The sequence below is a fragment of the Amycolatopsis sp. NPDC052450 genome, from assembly GCF_044547565.1.
Lineage (GTDB): Bacteria > Actinomycetota > Actinomycetes > Mycobacteriales > Pseudonocardiaceae > Amycolatopsis.
Map to the genome: position 1 here is coordinate 469,098 of NZ_JBIUAQ010000001.1, position 17,605 is coordinate 486,702.

At 67.1% G+C, this 17,605-nt stretch carries 15 protein-coding genes; 7 read left to right on the forward strand and 8 right to left on the reverse strand.

All coding sequences use genetic code 11. The features are described 5' to 3' along the window. Positions 1-3: 3 nt before the first annotated feature. From ACIHAO_RS02280 to rpmH, 8 genes are all read right to left on the reverse strand, one after another. Entirely contained in the window at positions 4-1,020 is a 1,017-nt protein-coding gene (locus ACIHAO_RS02280; protein WP_396554353.1) for a ParB/RepB/Spo0J family partition protein, read from the reverse strand. After that, positions 1,017-1,946, reverse strand: a complete 930-nt coding sequence (locus ACIHAO_RS02285; RefSeq protein WP_396554354.1) for a ParA family protein — start codon at positions 1,944-1,946, stop codon at positions 1,017-1,019. The genes ACIHAO_RS02280 and ACIHAO_RS02285 overlap by 4 nt, the downstream gene beginning before the upstream one ends. A 64-nt stretch (positions 1,947-2,010) precedes the next feature. Continuing rightward, positions 2,011-2,691 carry a 16S rRNA (guanine(527)-N(7))-methyltransferase RsmG gene (rsmG, locus tag ACIHAO_RS02290; protein WP_125797825.1) on the reverse strand — a complete coding sequence of 227 codons (681 nt, stop codon included), beginning with the start codon at positions 2,689-2,691 and terminating at the stop codon, positions 2,011-2,013. A gap of 210 nt (positions 2,692-2,901) precedes the next feature. Further along, the gene (locus ACIHAO_RS02295) at positions 2,902-3,459 is read right to left on the reverse strand and encodes a protein jag (RefSeq protein ID WP_396554355.1); all 558 of its coding nucleotides are present in this window, start codon (positions 3,457-3,459) and stop codon (positions 2,902-2,904) included. Between the two features lie 30 nt (positions 3,460-3,489). Then, positions 3,490-4,593 carry a membrane protein insertase YidC gene (gene yidC / locus ACIHAO_RS02300; protein WP_396554356.1) on the reverse strand — a complete coding sequence of 368 codons (1,104 nt, stop codon included), beginning with the start codon at positions 4,591-4,593 and terminating at the stop codon, positions 3,490-3,492. 4 nt (positions 4,594-4,597) lie between these two features. Next, positions 4,598-4,903, reverse strand: a complete 306-nt coding sequence (yidD, locus tag ACIHAO_RS02305) for a membrane protein insertion efficiency factor YidD (RefSeq protein WP_034321908.1) — start codon at positions 4,901-4,903, stop codon at positions 4,598-4,600. A 4-nt stretch (positions 4,904-4,907) separates the two neighbouring features. Continuing rightward, positions 4,908-5,297 (reverse strand): ribonuclease P protein component, encoded by a 390-nt coding sequence (gene rnpA / locus ACIHAO_RS02310; RefSeq protein ID WP_396554357.1) that lies wholly within the window; start codon positions 5,295-5,297, stop codon positions 4,908-4,910. Positions 5,298-5,320: 23 nt separating this feature from the next. After that, complete coding sequence (rpmH, locus tag ACIHAO_RS02315; RefSeq protein WP_005154511.1) at positions 5,321-5,464, reverse strand: 50S ribosomal protein L34; 144 nt, start codon at positions 5,462-5,464, stop codon at positions 5,321-5,323. 603 nt (positions 5,465-6,067) lie between these two features. Between rpmH and dnaA the strand changes: the two genes are divergently transcribed. The 7 genes from dnaA to gyrA all read left to right on the forward strand — a co-directional run bounded on the left by dnaA (position 6,068) and on the right by gyrA (position 17,569). Continuing rightward, the gene (gene dnaA / locus ACIHAO_RS02320) at positions 6,068-7,702 is read left to right on the forward strand and encodes a chromosomal replication initiator protein DnaA (protein WP_396554358.1); all 1,635 of its coding nucleotides are present in this window, start codon (positions 6,068-6,070) and stop codon (positions 7,700-7,702) included. A 1,099-nt stretch (positions 7,703-8,801) separates the two neighbouring features. After that, positions 8,802-9,935, forward strand: a complete 1,134-nt coding sequence (gene dnaN / locus ACIHAO_RS02325) for a DNA polymerase III subunit beta (protein ID WP_125781552.1) — start codon at positions 8,802-8,804, stop codon at positions 9,933-9,935. 37 nt (positions 9,936-9,972) lie between these two features. After that, a complete protein-coding gene (gene gnd, locus ACIHAO_RS02330; RefSeq protein WP_034321914.1) occupies positions 9,973-10,863 on the forward strand; it encodes a phosphogluconate dehydrogenase (NAD(+)-dependent, decarboxylating) in 891 nt (296 codons plus the stop codon). A 24-nt stretch (positions 10,864-10,887) separates the two neighbouring features. Further along, positions 10,888-12,042, forward strand: coding sequence for a DNA replication/repair protein RecF (gene recF / locus ACIHAO_RS02335; RefSeq protein WP_396554359.1), 1,155 nt, complete (start codon positions 10,888-10,890; stop codon positions 12,040-12,042). A gap of 274 nt (positions 12,043-12,316) precedes the next feature. Beyond that, positions 12,317-12,808, forward strand: coding sequence for a DciA family protein (locus tag ACIHAO_RS02340; protein ID WP_396554786.1), 492 nt, complete (start codon positions 12,317-12,319; stop codon positions 12,806-12,808). A gap of 218 nt (positions 12,809-13,026) precedes the next feature. Further along, entirely contained in the window at positions 13,027-14,994 is a 1,968-nt protein-coding gene (gyrB, locus tag ACIHAO_RS02345) for a DNA topoisomerase (ATP-hydrolyzing) subunit B (protein WP_396554360.1), read from the forward strand. Positions 14,995-15,043: 49 nt separating this feature from the next. Continuing rightward, on the forward strand, positions 15,044-17,569 hold the full coding sequence (gene gyrA, locus ACIHAO_RS02350; RefSeq protein ID WP_396554361.1) for a DNA gyrase subunit A: 2,526 nt from the start codon (positions 15,044-15,046) through the stop codon (positions 17,567-17,569). Positions 17,570-17,605: the final 36 nt, after the last annotated feature.

Consider the following 17,605-nt stretch of genomic DNA (forward strand, 5'->3'; position numbering starts at 1 on the left):
TCCCTAATCGGTTTCGCGTGTCTGATTTGCCTGATTTTCATCCATGAGCGCCACGATGCGTTCAAGATCGTCAACCGAGCCGAATTCGAGTGTGATCCGCCCCTTGCGGCGACCCAGGTCGACCTTCACGCGAGTGTCGAACCGGTCCGAAAGCCGGTTCGCCAGTTCCTGGAGTCCGGGCGCCTGGATCGGCTTGCGGGGAGCGGGCTTCGGTTTGGCCGGCTTCTCGCTCTTTTTGAGCGTGACGGCTTCCTCGGTCGCACGGACCGACATGCCCTCCGCGACGATCCGCGCGGCCAGCTCTTCCTGACTTTCCGCGTCCTCGAGGGAGAGCAGCGCCCGCGCGTGGCCCGCCGAAAGCACCCCGGCGGCGACCCGCCGCTGGACGGCGAGGGGGAGTTTGAGCAAGCGGATCGTGTTCGTGATGACCGGGCGGCTGCGCCCGATCCGGCTTGCCAGCTCCTCGTGCGTGACCGCGAACTCGTCGAGCAGCTGCTGATACGCGGCCGCCTCTTCGAGCGGGTTGAGCTGAACGCGGTGGATGTTCTCGAGCAGCGCGTCACGCAGCATCGCCTCGTCGGCGGTCTGGCGGACGATCGCCGGGATCGCCTCCAGCTCCGCCAGCTGAGACGCGCGGAGCCGCCGCTCGCCCATGACGAGTTCGTACTCGTCGGTGCCGAGCTCCCGGACCACGATGGGCTGCATGAGCCCGAACGCGCGGATCGAGTGCTCCAGCTCGTTGAGCGCGTCTTCGTCGAAGACCTGCCGCGGCTGCTTCGGGTTCGGCTTGATCTGGCTGACCGGGACCTCGCGGTAGACCGCGCCGGCGACGGTGCCGCCGTGCGAACCGGCCTCACCGTTTGCCGCGAACCAACCCTTGTCGTCCGGCCCCGCGGGCTTGACCGCGGGAACGGGAACCGTGGCGGAGCCGTTCTCGGCGGGGGCCGCAGAGCCCGGTGGCGGACCGGTGGGGATCAGGGCGGCGAGCCCGCGCCCGAGCCCCCCTCTGCGCTCACTCATGCCGTACCGCTCCTTTCCTTCATCTCCGCACCCCGTTGTGCGATCTCCTTCGCCGCGTCCACGTAGCTCATGGCGCCACGGGAACCCGGGTCGTACGCGAGGACGGTCTGCCCGTAGCCGGGCGCCTCGGACACCTTCACGCTGCGGGGGATGACCGTCTTGAGAACAGTGTCCCCGAAGTGGTTCCGGACCTCGTTCGTCACCTGATCGGCCAGCTTCGTCCGGCCGTCGTACATGGTGAGCAGAATCGTGGAGACGCTGAGTTCGCGGTTCAGGTGCGCCTGGACGAGCTCGATGTTGCTCAGCAGCTGCCCCAGACCTTCGAGCGCGTAGTACTCGCACTGGATCGGGATCAGCACTTCCTGCGCGGCGACCATCGCGTTGACGGTCAGCAGGCCGAGCGACGGCGGGCAGTCGATGAAGACGTAGTCGACGCCGATCTCGTCGAGGATCTCGGACGAGAGCGCCTCCTTGAGCCGCATCTCGCGGGACGCCATGGAGACGAGTTCGATCTCGGCGCCGGCGAGGTCAATGGTCGCGGGCACGCAGTAGAGATTCGACGACTGCTCGCTCTGCGCCGCCGCCTCGGCGAGCGACACCTCGCCGATCAGCACCTCATAGATCGAGGGGGTGCCGGACCGGTGGTCGATGTCGAGCGCGGTGCTCGCGTTGCCCTGCGGGTCGAGGTCGATCACGAGCGTCTTGAGCCCGTGGACGGCGAGGGCGGCGGCGAGGTTCACCGTGCTGGTCGTCTTGCCGACGCCGCCCTTCTGGTTGGCGACCGTCAGCACTCGCCGACGGGTCGGCCGGGGGAGCGCACCCTCCTTGGGGTGCAGCACGCTGGCGGCGCGGACGGCTTCTTCGGCGATGGGCGTCCAGCCGAGTTCCTGGCCGACGCTCGCAGGGTCGGACGGCGGGGGAGTCACCGGTCTCGAGCCTCCTCTGTATTAGACGTGGGAGTCGTTCCGCGTTGTTTCACGTGGAACCGGGTCAGCTGCGCCTGCCGCGCGATCGGGACTGCTTCGGAGGCAGACGGTGAATCACGACGACCGTGCTCGGAACCTCGAGCACCTTGGTACCGCACTCGAAGACTTCCGGCTCGCCTCCGCCGGCCTTCCGGACGGCGACGCGATCACGTTCGATTTCTTCTCCAGCGCTCGCTCCTTTGAGGGCGACCAGAGCACCTTCGGAACGCACGAGCGGGAGGCACCAGTTCGCGAGCCGGGCCAACGGAGCGACCGCCCGGGCGGTGACGACATCGGCGCCACCGAGCTCCTCACGTACCTGCCGCTCCTCCGCGCGCCCGCGGACAACGGTGATGGGGAGTTCCAGCTTCTCGGCAACCTCGGCCAGCCAGTCGACCCGGCGGGCCATCGGTTCGAGCAGAACGATATCGAGGTCCGGTCGGCTGATCGCGAGCGGTACACCCGGAAGCCCCGCACCGGATCCGACGTCGACCACGCGGGCGCCGTCGGGGATGCGTTCACCGATGACGGCGGAGTTGAGGACGTGACGCTCCCACAGCCGGTCGACCTCGCGAGGCCCGATCAGTCCGCGCTCCACGCCATGCCGCTCCAGGAGTTCGACGTAGCCGACGGCTTGCTCGAGGCGGTCTCCGAATACTTCCGACGCCGCACTCCGAACCGCTGCGGCGACCCCGTCCAAGCCCACTCTTGCTCCTCAACCCTCGACGCCGTTTCACGTGAAACGCGCTCCACTGATTGTCCATGACGCCGACCGCAAAGCGGGGAGACAGTCCGAAGTTGTGGACAACTCCACTCGACTCGCGCGTTTCACGTGAAACGCCACGGCTGTAATTCACCCCGGACACAAAGAAGCGGCCCGCCGGATGACCGGCGGGCCGCTTCGTTCGAGTAACCGTCAGGCGGGGAAGATGACGACCCGGCGCTTCGGGTCCTCTCCTTCGCTCTCGCTCTTGACCCCGTCGACCGCGGCGACCGCGTCGTGCACGACCTTCCGCTCGAACGGGCTCATCGGCTGCAACCGGACACGCTCGCCGGAGGAGACCACGGTCTCGGCGGTCGAGCGACCGAGCTCGCGGAGCTCCTCGCGACGGTCCGCGCGCCAGCCCGCGATGTCCAGCATCAGGCGGCTCCGCGAACCGGTCTCCTGCTGCACCGCCAGCCGCGTCAGCTCCTGCAGCGACTCCAGCACGGTGCCGCGCGGCCCGACGAGCTTCTCCAGATCCTCGCCGCCGTCGATACTGACGATCGCGCGGCCCGCTTCGACATCGAGGTCGATGTCGCCGTCGTAGTCCAGAAGATCGAGCAGCCGCTCGAGGTAGTCGCCGGCGATGTCGCCCTCCTTCACGAGGACGTCGTCGTCGACACCTCCCTTGCGAGCAGTCTCTTCAGCGGCGTCCTCGACCTCGGCCGCGCTGTTCTCCTCGGCGTCGATCGTGTCGATCGTCTCCGCCATTACTGGTCTCCTCTCCGGCCCGGATCGGCGTCAGCGACGCTTCCGGCCCGATTTCTTAGTCGAGTCAGAGATGAGCTCGGTCGCTTCCGCGCCGGTCTCCTTCGAGCCGTTGGTGGACGGCTCGGCTGCTGCGTTCTGGGTGTCCTTCTTCTCCGCGGTGGCGGGATCGGTCTGGGCGAAGCCGTGGGGCGAGCCCGCCTTCTTGACCTGTCCACCGGAGGACTGCTTGTTCCTCTTCTGCTGGACCGGCTTCTGGCCGGGGCGCGGCGCGGTCGGCTTCTGGCCGGGCTTCGGGCCGAGGTTCGCGCGCTTCTCCTTCTCGGCTTCCTTGCGGGCCTCTTCTTCCTTGTCGATCTTCGTGTAGACGAGGCGCTGCTGCATCAGGGTCCAGCCGTTGTTGGCGAGCCAGTAGATGAGCAGGCCGATCGGGAACAGCGCACCGAAGACGAGGACACCGATCGGGAAGACGTACATCGTCAGCTTGTTCATCATCGCGGTCTGCGGGGTGGCCGACTCGGGGTTCTGGCGCTGGACCGAGTGACGCGCGGTGAGGTGCGTCGCGATACTCGCGATGATCATCAGCGGGATCGCGACCGGCGCGACACCCCAGTGGAACCCGGCGGCCGTGTTGCCCCCGCTGACCATGTCGACGCCGGTGTAGATGGCGTCGCCGAGGTTGACGCCGAACAGCTTCGCGTGGACGTAGGACTCGACGCCGGCCTGGTCGAAGTAGTAGTTCTCGGTCTTCGGCCCGCCGTACGGGTTGATGGTGAACATCCGCAGGACGTGGTTCAGACCGATGAAGACCGGGATCTGAAGCAGCATCGGCAGGCAGCTGCCCAGCGGGTTGACGCCGTGCTCCTTCTGGAGCTTCTGCATCTCCATCGCCTGGCGCTGCCGGTCGTTGGAGTACTTCTTCTGGATCTTCTTCATTTCCGGCGCGAAGTCCTGCATCTTCTTCATCGACCGGACCTGGTTCACGAACGGCTTGAACATGATGCCGCGGACGGTGACCGTCAGGAAGATGATCGCGAGGACCCAGGAAATCGCGTTCGCCTCACCGAACACGAGCCCGAAGACCTTGTGCCAACACCACAAGATGAAGGACACGGGGTAGTAGATGAAGTCGAGCACTGAGCTACTCCTCGATCGGTGTTTCAGGTCGGCGGTGGCGCCACGAGAACGTCTCGGGTACCGGGTCGCGGCCGGGCATGGTCCACGGGCCACAGCGCAGCAGACGCCGGACCGCGAGATAGCTGCCGCGGCCGGCGCCGTGCCGGGTCAGTGCCTCGACGGCGTACGCGCTACAGCTCGGGTAGAACCGGCACGCCGGAGGAAAGAAGGGGGAGATCGCCTTGCGGTACAGCTTGATGGGCAGGAGCAGCACCCATGCCACCGGGCCGGGCCGGGCGTCTTCGGTGGTCTCGTTCTCGGTGGCTCGCATGCCGTTACACCGCTGATCCGTTGTCGGGGGGCCGCGCTTGCGACTTCCCGGAGAGCCCGAGGCGCCTCAAAGACGCGTCGAGGTCCGAGCCGAGTTCCGCGCTGGACGCGTCCGCGGCCGGAGGTAGTGCCCGTATCACCAACGAGCTGCCCGGCGGCAGTGTTCCGAGCCTGGCGGAAACGAGATGCCTCAATCGGCGGGCGACCCGGTGACGGACCACCGAGTTCCCCACGGCCTTGCTCACCACAAAACCCGCCCGCGCCGCTTCGGCGGCATCGGGCGGGTCCGTGGTCAACGCATGGACGACGAGGCGGCGCCTGCCTGCCTTGGCCCCACGCCGCATCACGGCACGGAAATCCTCACTGCGCCGCAACCTCGCGGCGGCCGGCAGCACGACGTCCCTCGACGGCGGCCGGATCAGGCGGACAGCGCGCCGCGGCCCTTGCGACGGCGTGCCGCCAGGATGGCCCGGCCGGCGCGGGTCCGCATCCGCAGCCGGAATCCGTGGACCCGGGCGCGTCGGCGGTTGTTCGGCTGGAAGGTGCGCTTACCCTTGCTCACGACTAACTTCTCCTGTTTCTCGGCCGCCGGGAACGGTTCGACCCGTTCCTGGCGTGTCGTGCTGACGCACGGCAGTCTCTGGTGTCTCCTACCAACGTGTGGCCTCGTCACGTCGAGCGACGACAACGTGGGCACGCGAAACGCCCCCGCTGTATACGGGAGACCTTACGAGGGTACGCACCCACCGCCCGGGCCCGGCAGGCACCCCCTCGACCACGGACCGCGACAGTACGTGGAGAGTGAGCACCGACGACGCGAGGGCATCGAATGGCAACACGCCGTACACCGTGAAATGCTTGCGCGCGAGGATGCCTTGTGGCAACGAGCGGGGCTTGTTAGCGTGCCCCTCCCGGGTTTACGCCGAGGTGGAACGGTGCAGGCGCCCGGGTGTCCTTGGGGATGTGGAGGCATCCCGTCGGCATACGTCGAGCCCGCAGGTGACGCCACCGCGGGCCGCCGTACATTAGTGCACAGCTGTGGACAACCATGTGGATATTTGCTGTGCGCATGAGCCGATCGGGCCAGGATGACGCTCGACCCGGCGTTTCGGGCCGCTGAGCGATCTCGCCGCAGCGCACCGACGAGGGGAGGGGAGTCAGGCAGGTGTCCGATCACCAGCACAATCTTGGCGTCATCTGGGAACAGGTCGTACGCGAGCTGTCGGACGGCACCCTCTCCCCGCAGCAGCGCGCCTGGATGCGGGTGACCCGGCCGATCGGCCTGCTCGACGGCACCGCGCTCCTCGCCGCCCCCAGCGACTTCGCCAAAGAAGCGATCGAACGCGCCCTTCGCGGCGCGATCACCGAAGCCCTTTCGCGCCGGCTCGGCCGCGCAGTCTCCCTCGCGGTGAAGGTCGACAGCACCGAGCCCTCGATGCCTCCTCCGCCGCCCTCGCCGGGCCCCCGCTATGAACCGACTTCACCCAGCCGGGTGGAAAACGGTTCCGGACCGATGCCGGGCACTCCTCCGCTGCCCGACGGTGACGGCATGCTGTCCCCGAACCGGCCACGGCCCGAGCCGCCGAAACCGAGGCCCCCGAGGCAGCAGCCCGTGGACAACAGCCTCAACGATGGCGACGACAGCGATGAAGAAGTCGACGAAGAGGGCGAGGCCCTCGCCGCCGTGACCGAGATCTGGCCGACGTTCTCCGGACAGCCGATCGCGGGCCAGCCCTACACCGCGCCGGCGCAGCCGCAGACGTCGAAGACGAAACTCAACGAGAAGTACACGTTCGACACGTTCGTCATCGGCGCGTCGAACCGCTTCGCGCACGCGGCCGCGGTCGCCGTCGCCGAAGCACCGGCCCGCGCGTACAACCCGCTGTTCATCTGGGGAGAATCCGGACTCGGGAAGACCCACCTGCTGCACGCCGTCGGGCACTACGCGCAGCGGCTGTTCCCCGGCATGCGCGTGCGATACGTGTCGACCGAAGAGTTCACCAACGACTTCATCAACTCGCTGCGCGACGACCGCAAGGTCGCCTTCCAGCGCCGCTACCGCGACATCGACATCCTGCTCGTCGACGACATCCAGTTCCTGGAAGGAAAAGAAGGTACGCAGGAAGAGTTCTTCCACACCTTCAACACCCTCCACAACGCGAACAAGCAGATCGTCGTCTCCTCCGACCGCCCGCCGAAGCGCCTCGAAACGCTGGAAGACCGGCTGCGCACGCGGTTCGAGTGGGGCCTCATCACCGACATCCAGCCGCCGGAACTCGAAACGCGGATCGCGATCCTCCGCAAGAAGGCGGCACAGGACCGGCTCGCCGTCCCCGGCGAAGTCCTGGAGTTCATCGCCTCACGCGTCGAGGCGAACATCCGGGAACTCGAAGGCGCGCTCATCCGCGTCACCGCCTTCGCGTCACTGAACCAGCAGCCGGTCGACGTGGCGCTCGCCGAGATCGTGCTCCGCGACCTCATCCCGGATTCGCACGCGCCCGAGATCACCGCGCCCACCATCATGGGCGTCACGTCCGAGTTCTTCGACGTGACCCTCGACGACCTCTGCGGCCCCGGCAAGACGAAGGCACTCGCGACCGCACGCCAGATCGCCATGTACCTCTGCCGTGAACTCACCGACATGTCCCTGCCGAAGATCGGACAGACCTTCGGCGGCCGCGACCACACGACCGTCATGCACGCGGACAAGAAGATCCGCAAGGAAATGGCCGAACGACGGCGCATCTACGACCAGGTCCAGGAACTGACTTCGAGGATCAAGCAACGCGCCAGGCAGTAATTTTTAATCTCGCGCTGACGTGAACGTGCCGAAGGGGCGTCGTTCCGCTTCCAACTCAGGTTGGGCGGAGAGGCGCCCCTTCATCACGTTCACGTGGGCCTTCGGCCCAAGGGAGGGCGCTCGACGGGTGAAGTCTCCGTCGGGCGCGGGGCGCCCTTGGGGAGACTCTGGAGTCGCCAAGCAGGCGCCACCGACGCTTATCTGATCGTAAGTCCTTAGTGCACAAGGGTTTTGGGGCCTCCGCCGGGCAGGTGGGGGCCCGTTTTCGTGTCCAAAGTGGCCCGAAGGGAGCGTAGGGGCGCGGAGGGCGGGTACTTGGGTGAAGGGCGCGAAGGAGGCGAAGAGGGCTTGAGTGAGCTTCGCGTTTTCCTTGTGCACAAAGGGAATCCACAGGGTGTGGGTAGCTTGTGCACAACTCCGGCGCGTTCGGGAGCTGCGGCGATCGGGTTTCCGTCCACATCGCACTCACAGGAAATCCACAGCATTTCCACACCATGATCCACACGCTGTCCCCAGGTTGCCCACATCTTGTGCACAAGGGTGAACGGTGCCGCTCGAGTCACTCTCCCGAGCGATTCCGGTCACGAACCAGGTCCACAAGCCTGGGTACAAACCGGCTCACAACTGGGGATAACTGTGGGGAAAACTGTGGATGACTGTGGACAGATCGAGCACCGCTCGAAACCATCCACCGACGGCCCGAGCTGTCCACCGTTCGTACACACCCGGAGTCCACAGCCCCGCACGCGTCCGGACCTGCGCGAACGAGGCTTGTCCACACAATCCACAACGCCTATTACTACTGCTGTCTTTTCTTCTTCTCTAGAAGAGAACAAAACAAAAACAGGCGAAGGACGAATCTGGGGACAGCCGGTCAGCCGTGTCGTCTTGTCGACAAAAGCAAGGGGAGGCCGAGGTGACGCGGACCCCGGGGACGGCCTAACGTGGGTCCCTGCACCTGGTCTGCGTGTCGACGTGCGTTCGCGTCCTCGCTCGGACCGAACGAACCTGCGAGGCACCTGGCCATCGCGCTCTCCGGCCGCGGTGACCCGTTGAGCTTTCGAGCCGTCAGGGGCTCGGCTGTCGAAAGGAAGCGCGCATGAAGATCCGCGTCGAGCGTGACGGGCTGGCCGACGCCGTCGCGTGGGTGGCGAGAAGCCTCCCGTCGCGGCCTCCGGTCCCGGTTCTGGGCGGTGTCCTGCTCGATGCGGGATCCGACGGGACGAGTGACGCACTCACCGTCTCCGGATTCGACTACGAGGTCTCCGCCACGGTCGGCGTCCCGGCCACCATCGCCGACGGCGGCCGTCTGCTGGTCTCCGGCCGTCTGCTGGCCGACATCACCAAGTCGCTGCCCGCGCAGCCGGTCGAGATCTCCGTCGACGGCGCCCGCGCGACCATCACCTGCGGCTCCGCGCGCTTCTCCCTGCCGACCATGCCGGTCGAGGACTACCCGCAGCTCCCGTCCCAGCCCGCCTTCGCCGGCGAACTCACCGGCGACGCCTTCGGCCAGGCCGTCACCCAGGTCGTCGTCGCGGCGGGCAAGGACGACACCCTCCCGATGCTGACCGGTATGCGGCTGGAGATCTCGGGCTCCTCGCTGACCCTGGTCGCCACCGACCGCTTCCGGCTCGCGATGCGCGAGTTCACCTGGGAGCCCGCCGAGGGCCTGTCCGACGCCGCCGTGCTCGTCCCGGCGCGCACGCTCGCCGAGGCCGCGAAGACGCTCGGCGCCAGCGGCGCCAAGATCCGGCTCGCGCTCGCCAGCGGCGAGGGCCTCCTCGGCCTCTCCGGCTCCGGCCGCTACACCACGACCCGCCTCCTCGACGCGGAGTTCCCGCCGTACCGGCAGCTGCTGCCGGCGCAGCACACGTCGCGCGCGGTCCTCGAGGTCTCGGCGCTCGCCGAGTCGATCAAGCGTGTTTCGCTGGTCGCCGAACGTGGCACCCAGGTGCGGCTGGAGTTCAAGGACGGCTCGCTGCGGCTCTCGGCCGGCGGCGACGACGAGGGTTCGGCCGAAGAAGAGCTTCAGGTCGACTACGAGGGTGAGCCGGTGACCATCGCGTTCAACCCGGGTTACCTCGTCGACGGGCTCGGCGCGCTGAACGCGAACCGGGCGGAACTGACGTTCACCACTCCGAACCGGCCGGCGCTGATCAAGCCCGCCGACGAGGAGGGCAACGTCGTCCCCGGCTACCTGTACCTCCTGATGCCGGTTCGCCTCCCGGGCTGACCGGCCGCCACTTCTGTTCGCACCAAAGGGGATCTTCATGGCTCAGCTGGGACTCATCGGCCTCGGCAAGATGGGGTTCAACATGCGTGAGCGGCTGCGCGCGGCCGGTCACGAGGTGGTCGGCTACGACCGCAACCCCGACGTCACCGACTCCACCTCACTCGAGGACATGGTGTCCAAATTGGACGGTCCGCGGATCGTCTGGATCATGGTGCCCGCCGGTGAACCCACCCGGCAGACCGTCGCGGAGCTCGGCAACCTGCTGTCCGAGGGCGACCTCGTGATCGACGGCGGCAACTCGAAGTACACCGACGACAGGATCAACGCGGACCTGCTCGCCACGAAGAAGATCGGCTACCTCGACTGCGGGGTTTCCGGTGGCGTGTGGGGCAAGGACAACGGCTACGGCCTGATGGTCGGTGGCGCGGCTTCGGACGTCGAGAAGGCCATGCCGATCTTCGACGCGCTTCGCCCCGAAGGCCCGCGTGACGAGGGCTTCTCGCACGCCGGCGCCGTCGGCTCCGGTCACTACGCGAAGATGATCCACAACGGCATCGAGTACGGCATGATGCAGGCCTTCGCGGAAGGCTTCGAGCTGCTCGAAGCCGCGAAGGTCGTCGAGAACGTGCCTGCGGTGATCAAGGGCTGGCAGCGGGGGACCGTCGTCCGTTCGTGGCTGCTCGACCTGCTCGTCCGCGCGCTCGACGAGGACCCGGAGCTGGACGACCTCGAGGGCTACGTCGAGGACTCCGGCGAAGGCCGATGGACCCTCGAAGAGGCGATCAACAACGCTGTCCCGGCGCCGGTCATCTCGGCCGCGCTGTTCGCCCGGTTCGCTTCGCGCCAGGAGGACTCCGCCGCCATGCGGGCCGTCGCCGCGCTGCGCAACCAGTTCGGCGGGCACTCGGTCAAGAAGGCCGGCGACTAGGCAGCCGCTCAGTAAACGAACAGGGTGTACCTCAGACATCTCCAGGTCACCGACTTCCGGTCCTGGCCACAAGCCGATCTCGCGCTCGAACCCGGCCCGACCGTCCTCGTCGGACAGAACGGCCGCGGCAAGACGAACCTCCTCGAGGCGATCGGCTACATCGCGACCCTGGGCTCGCATCGCGTCGCGACCGACGCGCCGTTGGTGCGGCACGGGTGCGAACGCGCGCTGATCAGGGTCGCGGTGGTCAACGAGGACCGTGAGCTGACGGTCGAGCTGGAGATCACGCCAGGCAAGGCGAACCGCGCGCGGGTCAACCGCGGGGCGGTCGGCAAGCCCCGTGACGTGCTCGGGATCCTGCGCACGGTGCTGTTCTCCCCGGAGGACCTGGCACTCGTGCGCGGGGATCCCGGGGAGCGCCGCCGCTTCATGGACGAACTCCTCGTGCTGCGCGCGCCGCGGTACGCCGGGGTCCGCGCCGACTACGAGAAGGTGCTGAAGCAGCGGAACGCCCTTCTCAAGACGGCGGGCAAGCGTCGGACGGGGCGTGAAGACCCGTACGCGTTGTCGACGCTCGACGTCTGGGACGACCACCTGGCGGTGGCGGGGGCCGCGTTGCTGGCCGCCCGGCTCAACCTGATCGCGGATCTCGCGCCGTACACGGCCGCCGCGTACATGGGGGTCGCGCCCGACTCGAGACCGGCGAAGATCGCGTACAAGTCGAGCCTCGGCGAAGCGATGCCAGCGGGTTACGGCGTTCCGGACGGTGCTCGCGCCGATGAGGCGGTCCTCAAGGATGTGCTGGTCGAGGCGTTGAAACAATCCCGGAGCCTGGAGCTGGAGCGTGGGGTGAGCATGGTCGGCCCGCATCGGGACGAACTCGACCTCATCCTCGGCGAAGCGCCGGCGAAGGGCTACGCGAGCCATGGGGAGTCCTGGTCGTTCGCCCTCGCCTTGCGTCTGGGAAGCTACGAGCTTCTGCGTGGCGAGGCCGGGGAACCGGTGCTTCTCCTGGATGATGTGTTCGCCGAGCTGGACCGGCGTCGCCGGGCCCGGCTGGCGGAGGTGGCGGCAGGCGCCGAGCAGGTGCTGGTGACCGCCGCCGTGGACGAGGACGTGCCCGCCGAACTGGCCGGACATCGATTCCTCGTGGCGGATGGTGAGATCAACCGAGGGTGATCCGGTGAAGCGGACACCCCGGGTGATCGGCGCCACAGCAGTTGCCCACCGATCTGGGGACAAACCTGTGGACAGTGTGGATAACACCGTGAACGCGTTATCGCCCCACGTGACCAAGGGGCCTGATAAGCGGCTTGACACCCCCCGCTCGGGCGGTAACCCGAGTGAGGGAGCTTTGTTCGACACGAAGAGTGAACGATCAGCGGTATCGAACGGCCCAACCGATACCGAAGGCAAGCAGCCGACTACTGGTCGTGACCTCGCGCTCGCCGCTCTGGACGCCGCGAAGGCCAAAGCCAAGGCCCGCGGAGTTGAACCAGGCGTGCGCCGCGGCCGTATCACCGGTGGGGGAGCCGGTTCGAACGGGCAGAGCTCACGACGTCGTCGCTGGTCAGGGCCGGGTGCCGACGCGCGCGACCCGCAACCGCTCGGCAGGCTCGCCTCCCGGATCGCGGTCGACCGCGGCTGGAACACGCGACTGGCCAACGGTCAGGTCTTCGGCAGCTGGGCAAGGCTTGTGGGTGAAGAGGTCGCCGAGCACGCCCAGCCGGTCGCCTTGAAGGACGGCGAGCTGACCGTCCGCGCGAGCTCGACGGCGTGGGCGACGCAGCTGCGCCTGCTGCAGGGGCAGCTGCTGGCGAAGATCGCGAAAGGCGTCGGGCACGGCGTGGTGAAGAGGATGCGGATCCAGGGGCCGACGGCGCCGAGCTGGCGGAAAGGGCCGCGGCACGTGCCGGGACGTGGTCCGCGTGACACGTACGGCTGATCCGAGTTGCGCTTCGCCGCGTCTATGCCATCGGCAGTGCCCATTAAAGCGCCGAGAACGCGCTCAGAGTGCTTCGCGAACGTCAAGACTCTGTTTCGAACGAATTAGCGCGCCTGTGAGCAAATCAGGGGTGTCCTTGCCGCATGCCAGCGGGCGCGGCCAAGTACACTGGAGATGAGCGAGCGTCCGCTCGGGCGAGACGAGGAGAATCAACACCTGTGACCGAGAACAAGAGCGAGTACAACGCGTCGTCGATCACGGTGCTCGAAGGCCTCGAAGCCGTCCGCAAGCGTCCCGGTATGTACATCGGTTCCACCGGCGAACGCGGCCTCCACCACCTCGTTCAAGAGGTGGTCGACAACTCCGTCGACGAGGCGATGGCAGGTCACGCGACCAAGGTCGAGGTTACCCTGCTTTCCGACGGCGGGGTGCGGGTCGTCGACGACGGCCGCGGTATCCCGGTCGACATGCACCCCAAGGAGATGAAGCCGACCCTCGAGGTCGTGCTCACCGTGCTCCACGCGGGCGGCAAGTTCGACAGCGACTCCTACGCGGTCTCCGGTGGCTTGCACGGCGTCGGCGTCTCCGTGGTGAACGCGCTGTCGAAGAAGCTGCTCGCCGAGGTCAAGTACGGCGGCCGCAGCTGGCGCCAGGAGTACACGAACCAGCTTCCCGGCGAGCTGCAGGATCTCGGTCCGGCCGGCGAGACCGGAACGACGATCACCTTCTGGGCCGACGACGACATCTTCGAGACCACGACGTACAACTTCGAGACGATCTCCCGTCGTCTGCAGGAGATGGCCTTCCTCAACAAGGGCCTGACCCTTTCGCTGCGCGACGAGCGCGTCGCCGACGAAGAGACCGAAGAGGACGCCTCCGGCCAGGCGGCGCGGGTCAAGGAGAAGACCTACTGCTACCCGGGCGGTCTCGAGGACTTCGTCAAGCACATCAACGGCAGCAAGGACCCGATCCACACCAGCGTGATCTCCTTCGAGGCCAAGGGCACCGGCCTCGAGGTCGAGGTCGCCATGCAGTGGAACAACGGCTTCACGCCGTCGGTGTACACGTTCGCCAACACGATCAACACGCACGAGGGCGGCACGCACGAAGAAGGCTTCCGCGCCGCGCTCACCCGCGTCGTCAACGCGTACGCGCGCGAGAAGAAGCTGCTCAAGGAGAAGGACGCCAACCTGACCGGTGACGACGTGCGCGAGGGTCTCGCCGCGATCGTCTCGATCAAGCTGGCCGAGCCGCAGTTCGAGGGCCAGACGAAGACCAAGCTGGGCAACAGCGAGGCGAAGACCTTCGTCCAGCAGACGTCGAACGAGTGGCTGGCCGACTGGTTCGAGCGCAACCCCACCGAGGCGAAGACGATCATCAACAAGTCGATCTCCTCGTCGCAGGCGCGGATGGCCGCCCGCAAGGCGCGCGACCTGGTCCGCCGCAAGGGCGCACTGGAGATCGGCGGGCTGCCCGGCAAGCTCAAGGACTGCCGGTCGACCAACCCGTCGGAATGCGAGCTCTACATCGTCGAGGGTGACTCGGCCGGTGGTTCGGCCAAGGAAGGCCGCGACTCGATGTACCAGGCGATCCTGCCGATCCGGGGCAAGATCATCAACGTCGAGAAGGCCCGTATCGACCGCGTCCTCAAGAACACCGAGGTCCAGTCGCTGATCACCGCGCTCGGCACCGGTATCCACGAAGAGTTCGACCTCGAGAAGCTGCGCTACCACAAGGTCGTGCTGATGGCCGACGCCGACGTGGACGGCCAGCACATCACCACGCTGCTGCTCACCTTCCTGTTCCGGTTCATGCCCCCCCTGATCGAGCACGGGCACGTGTTCCTCTCGCGGCCGCCGCTGTACAAGATCAAGTGGCCGCGGGCCGATCCGGAGTACGCGTACTCCGACCGGGAACGCGACGCCGTCATCCAGGCCGGTGTCGAGGCGGGCAAGCGCCTCCCCAAGGACGACGCGATCCAGCGCTACAAGGGTCTCGGCGAGATGAACGCCGAAGAGCTGTGGGAGACCACGATGGACCCGGCGCACCGGCTGCTCGGCCAGGTCACCCTGGACGACGCCGCGCAGGCCGACGACCTGTTCTCCGTGCTGATGGGCGAGGACGTCGAAGCGCGCCGCTCCTTCATCACGCGCAACGCCAAGGACGTTCGCTTCCTCGACGTCTAGGCGTCCCCGTTCTTTGTCCCCTTAGGACAGCTCTCACGAGAAGGACCTCATGACGGAAACCTTGCCGCCCGCTCCGGACCACGACCGGATCGAACCGGTCGACATCCAGCAGGAGATGCAGCGCTCCTACATCGACTACGCGATGAGCGTCATCGTGTCGCGGGCGCTGCCGGACGTGCGGGACGGCCTCAAGCCGGTGCACCGCCGCGTGCTGTACTCGATGTTCGACTCCGGCTTCCGCCCCGACCGCGGGTACAACAAGTGCTCCCGCGTCGTCGGCGACGTGATGGGCAACTACCACCCGCACGGTGACTCCGCGATCTACGACGCGCTGGTGCGGCTCGCCCAGCCGTGGGCGCTGCGGTACCCGCTGATCGACGGCCAGGGCAACTTCGGTTCGCCGGGCAACGACCCCGCCGCCGCCATGCGGTACACCGAGTCCCGGCTGGCGCATCTCGCGATGCACATGCTGCAGGACATCGAAGAAGACACCGTCGACTTCTCCGACAACTACGACGGCCGCACCCAGGAGCCCGACGTCCTGCCGTCGCGGTTCCCGAACCTGCTGGTCAACGGTGGTTCCGGAATCGCGGTCGGGATGGCGACGAACATCCCGCCGCACAACCTGCGCGAGGTCGCCGACGGCGTCAAATGGGCGCTGGAGAACTTCGAGGCGAGCGACGACGAGCTGCTCGCCGCGCTGCTGGTCCGGATCAAGGGCCCGGACTTCCCGACCAAGGCGATGATCCTCGGCAACTCCGGCATCGAAGACGCGTACCGCACCGGCCGCGGCTCCGTGCGCATGCGCGCGGTCGTCGAGGTCGAAGAGGACGCCAAGGGCCGCACGATCCTGGTCGTGTCCGAGCTGCCGTACCAGGTCAACCCGGACAACCTGGTGGAGAACATCGCGAACCTGGTCCGCGACGGCAAGCTCACCGGCATCTCCGACATCGCCGACGAGTCCAACAGCCGCAGCGGGATGCGGATCGTCGTCACGATCAAACGCGACGCGGTCGCGAAGGTCGTGCTGAACAACCTGTACAAGCACACCCAGCTGCAGCAGAACTTCGGTGTCAACATGCTGGCACTGGTCGACGGCGTGCCCCGCACGCTGCGTCTCGACCAGATGATCCGGCACTACGTGAAGCACCAGATCGACGTCATCGTCCGCCGGACCCGCTTCCGGCTGCGGAAGGCCGAAGAGCGCGCCCACATCCTGCGCGGTCTGGTCAAGGCGCTGGACATGCTCGACGAGGTCATCGCCCTCATCCGGCGGTCGCCCTCGGCCGAAGAGGCCAGGCCCGCGCTGATGAGCCTGCTCGACGTCGACGAGATCCAGGCGACCGCCATCCTCGACATGCAGCTCCGCCGCCTCGCCGCACTGGAGCGGCAGCGGATCATCGACACCCTCGCCGAGATCGAACTCGAGATCGCCGACCTCAAGGACATCCTCGAGAAGCCCGAGCGGCAGCGCGCGATCATCGCCGAGGAACTGCAGGAGATCGTCGACAAGTACGGCGACGACCGGCGCACCAAGATCATCCCGTTCGACGGCGAGGTCTCGGTCGAAGACCTCATCGCGGTCGAGGACGTCGTCGTCACGATCACCCGCACGGGTTACGCCAAGCGAACGAAAACCGATCTGTACCGATCGCAGAAACGCGGCGGCAAGGGCGTCCAGGGCGCGACCCTCAAACAGGACGACATCGTCCAGCACTTCTTCGTCTGCTCGACGCACGACTGGATCCTGTTCTTCACGAACAAGGGCCGCGTCTACCGCGCCAAGGCCTACGACCTGCCGGAGGCCAACCGCAACGCGCGCGGCCAGCACGTCGCGAACCTGCTCGCGTTCCAGCCGGACGAGAAGATCGCCCAGGTCATCGAGATCCCGAACTACGAGGTCGCCCCGTACCTGGTGCTCGCGACCCGTCGCGGCCTGGTGAAGAAGACCAAGCTCACCGACTTCGACTCCAACCGCGCCGGCGGCCTCATCGCCGTCAACCTGCGCGAAGGCGACGAACTGGTCGGCGCGGTCCTCGCGGCCGCCGAGGACGACCTGCTCCTCGTGTCCGCGGAAGGCCAGTCGATCCGCTTCCACGCCACCGACGAAGCCCTGCGCCCGATGGGCCGCGCGACGTCCGGTGTGCTGGGCATGCGGTTCAACGACGGCGACGAACTGCTCGGCATCAACGTCGTCCAGCCCGACAGGTTCCTCCTCGTCGCCACCGCGGGCGGCTACGCCAAGCGGACGCCGACCGAGGACTACCCGGTGCAGGGCCGCGGCGGCAAGGGTGTGCTCACCATTCAGTACGACCAGAAACGTGGCAGGCTGGTGGGCGCGGTCATCGTCGACGCCGAAGACGAGCTCTACGCGATCACCTCCAGCGGCGGGGTGATCCGGACTTCGGCCGGACAGGTGCGCAAGGCGGGCAGGCAGACGAAGGGAGTGCGGCTGATGAATCTCGACGAAGGAACAACTCTTCTCGCGGTCGCACGCAACGCGGACGAGCCCTCGGACGTCGCCACTGAAGGTAGTACTGAAGGAGAAGAAACCCCGGCGTCGGAGCAGGAGTAGACGACGCCCCACGTACTGGGTAAGGACTGACACCTC

Coding starts and splice junctions, on each gene's coding strand:
- ACIHAO_RS02295 (WP_396554355.1), bottom strand. CDS start 3,459: ATGGCGGAGACGATCGACACGATCGACGCCGAGGAGAACAGCGCGGCC.
- ACIHAO_RS02280 (WP_396554353.1), bottom strand. CDS start 1,020: ATGAGTGAGCGCAGAGGGGGGCTCGGGCGCGGGCTCGCCGCCCTGATC.
- yidD (WP_034321908.1), bottom strand. CDS start 4,903: ATGCGAGCCACCGAGAACGAGACCACCGAAGACGCCCGGCCCGGCCCG.
- dnaN (WP_125781552.1), top strand. CDS start 8,802: ATGAAGATCCGCGTCGAGCGTGACGGGCTGGCCGACGCCGTCGCGTGG.
- gyrA (WP_396554361.1), top strand. CDS start 15,044: ATGACGGAAACCTTGCCGCCCGCTCCGGACCACGACCGGATCGAACCG.
- gnd (WP_034321914.1), top strand. CDS start 9,973: ATGGCTCAGCTGGGACTCATCGGCCTCGGCAAGATGGGGTTCAACATG.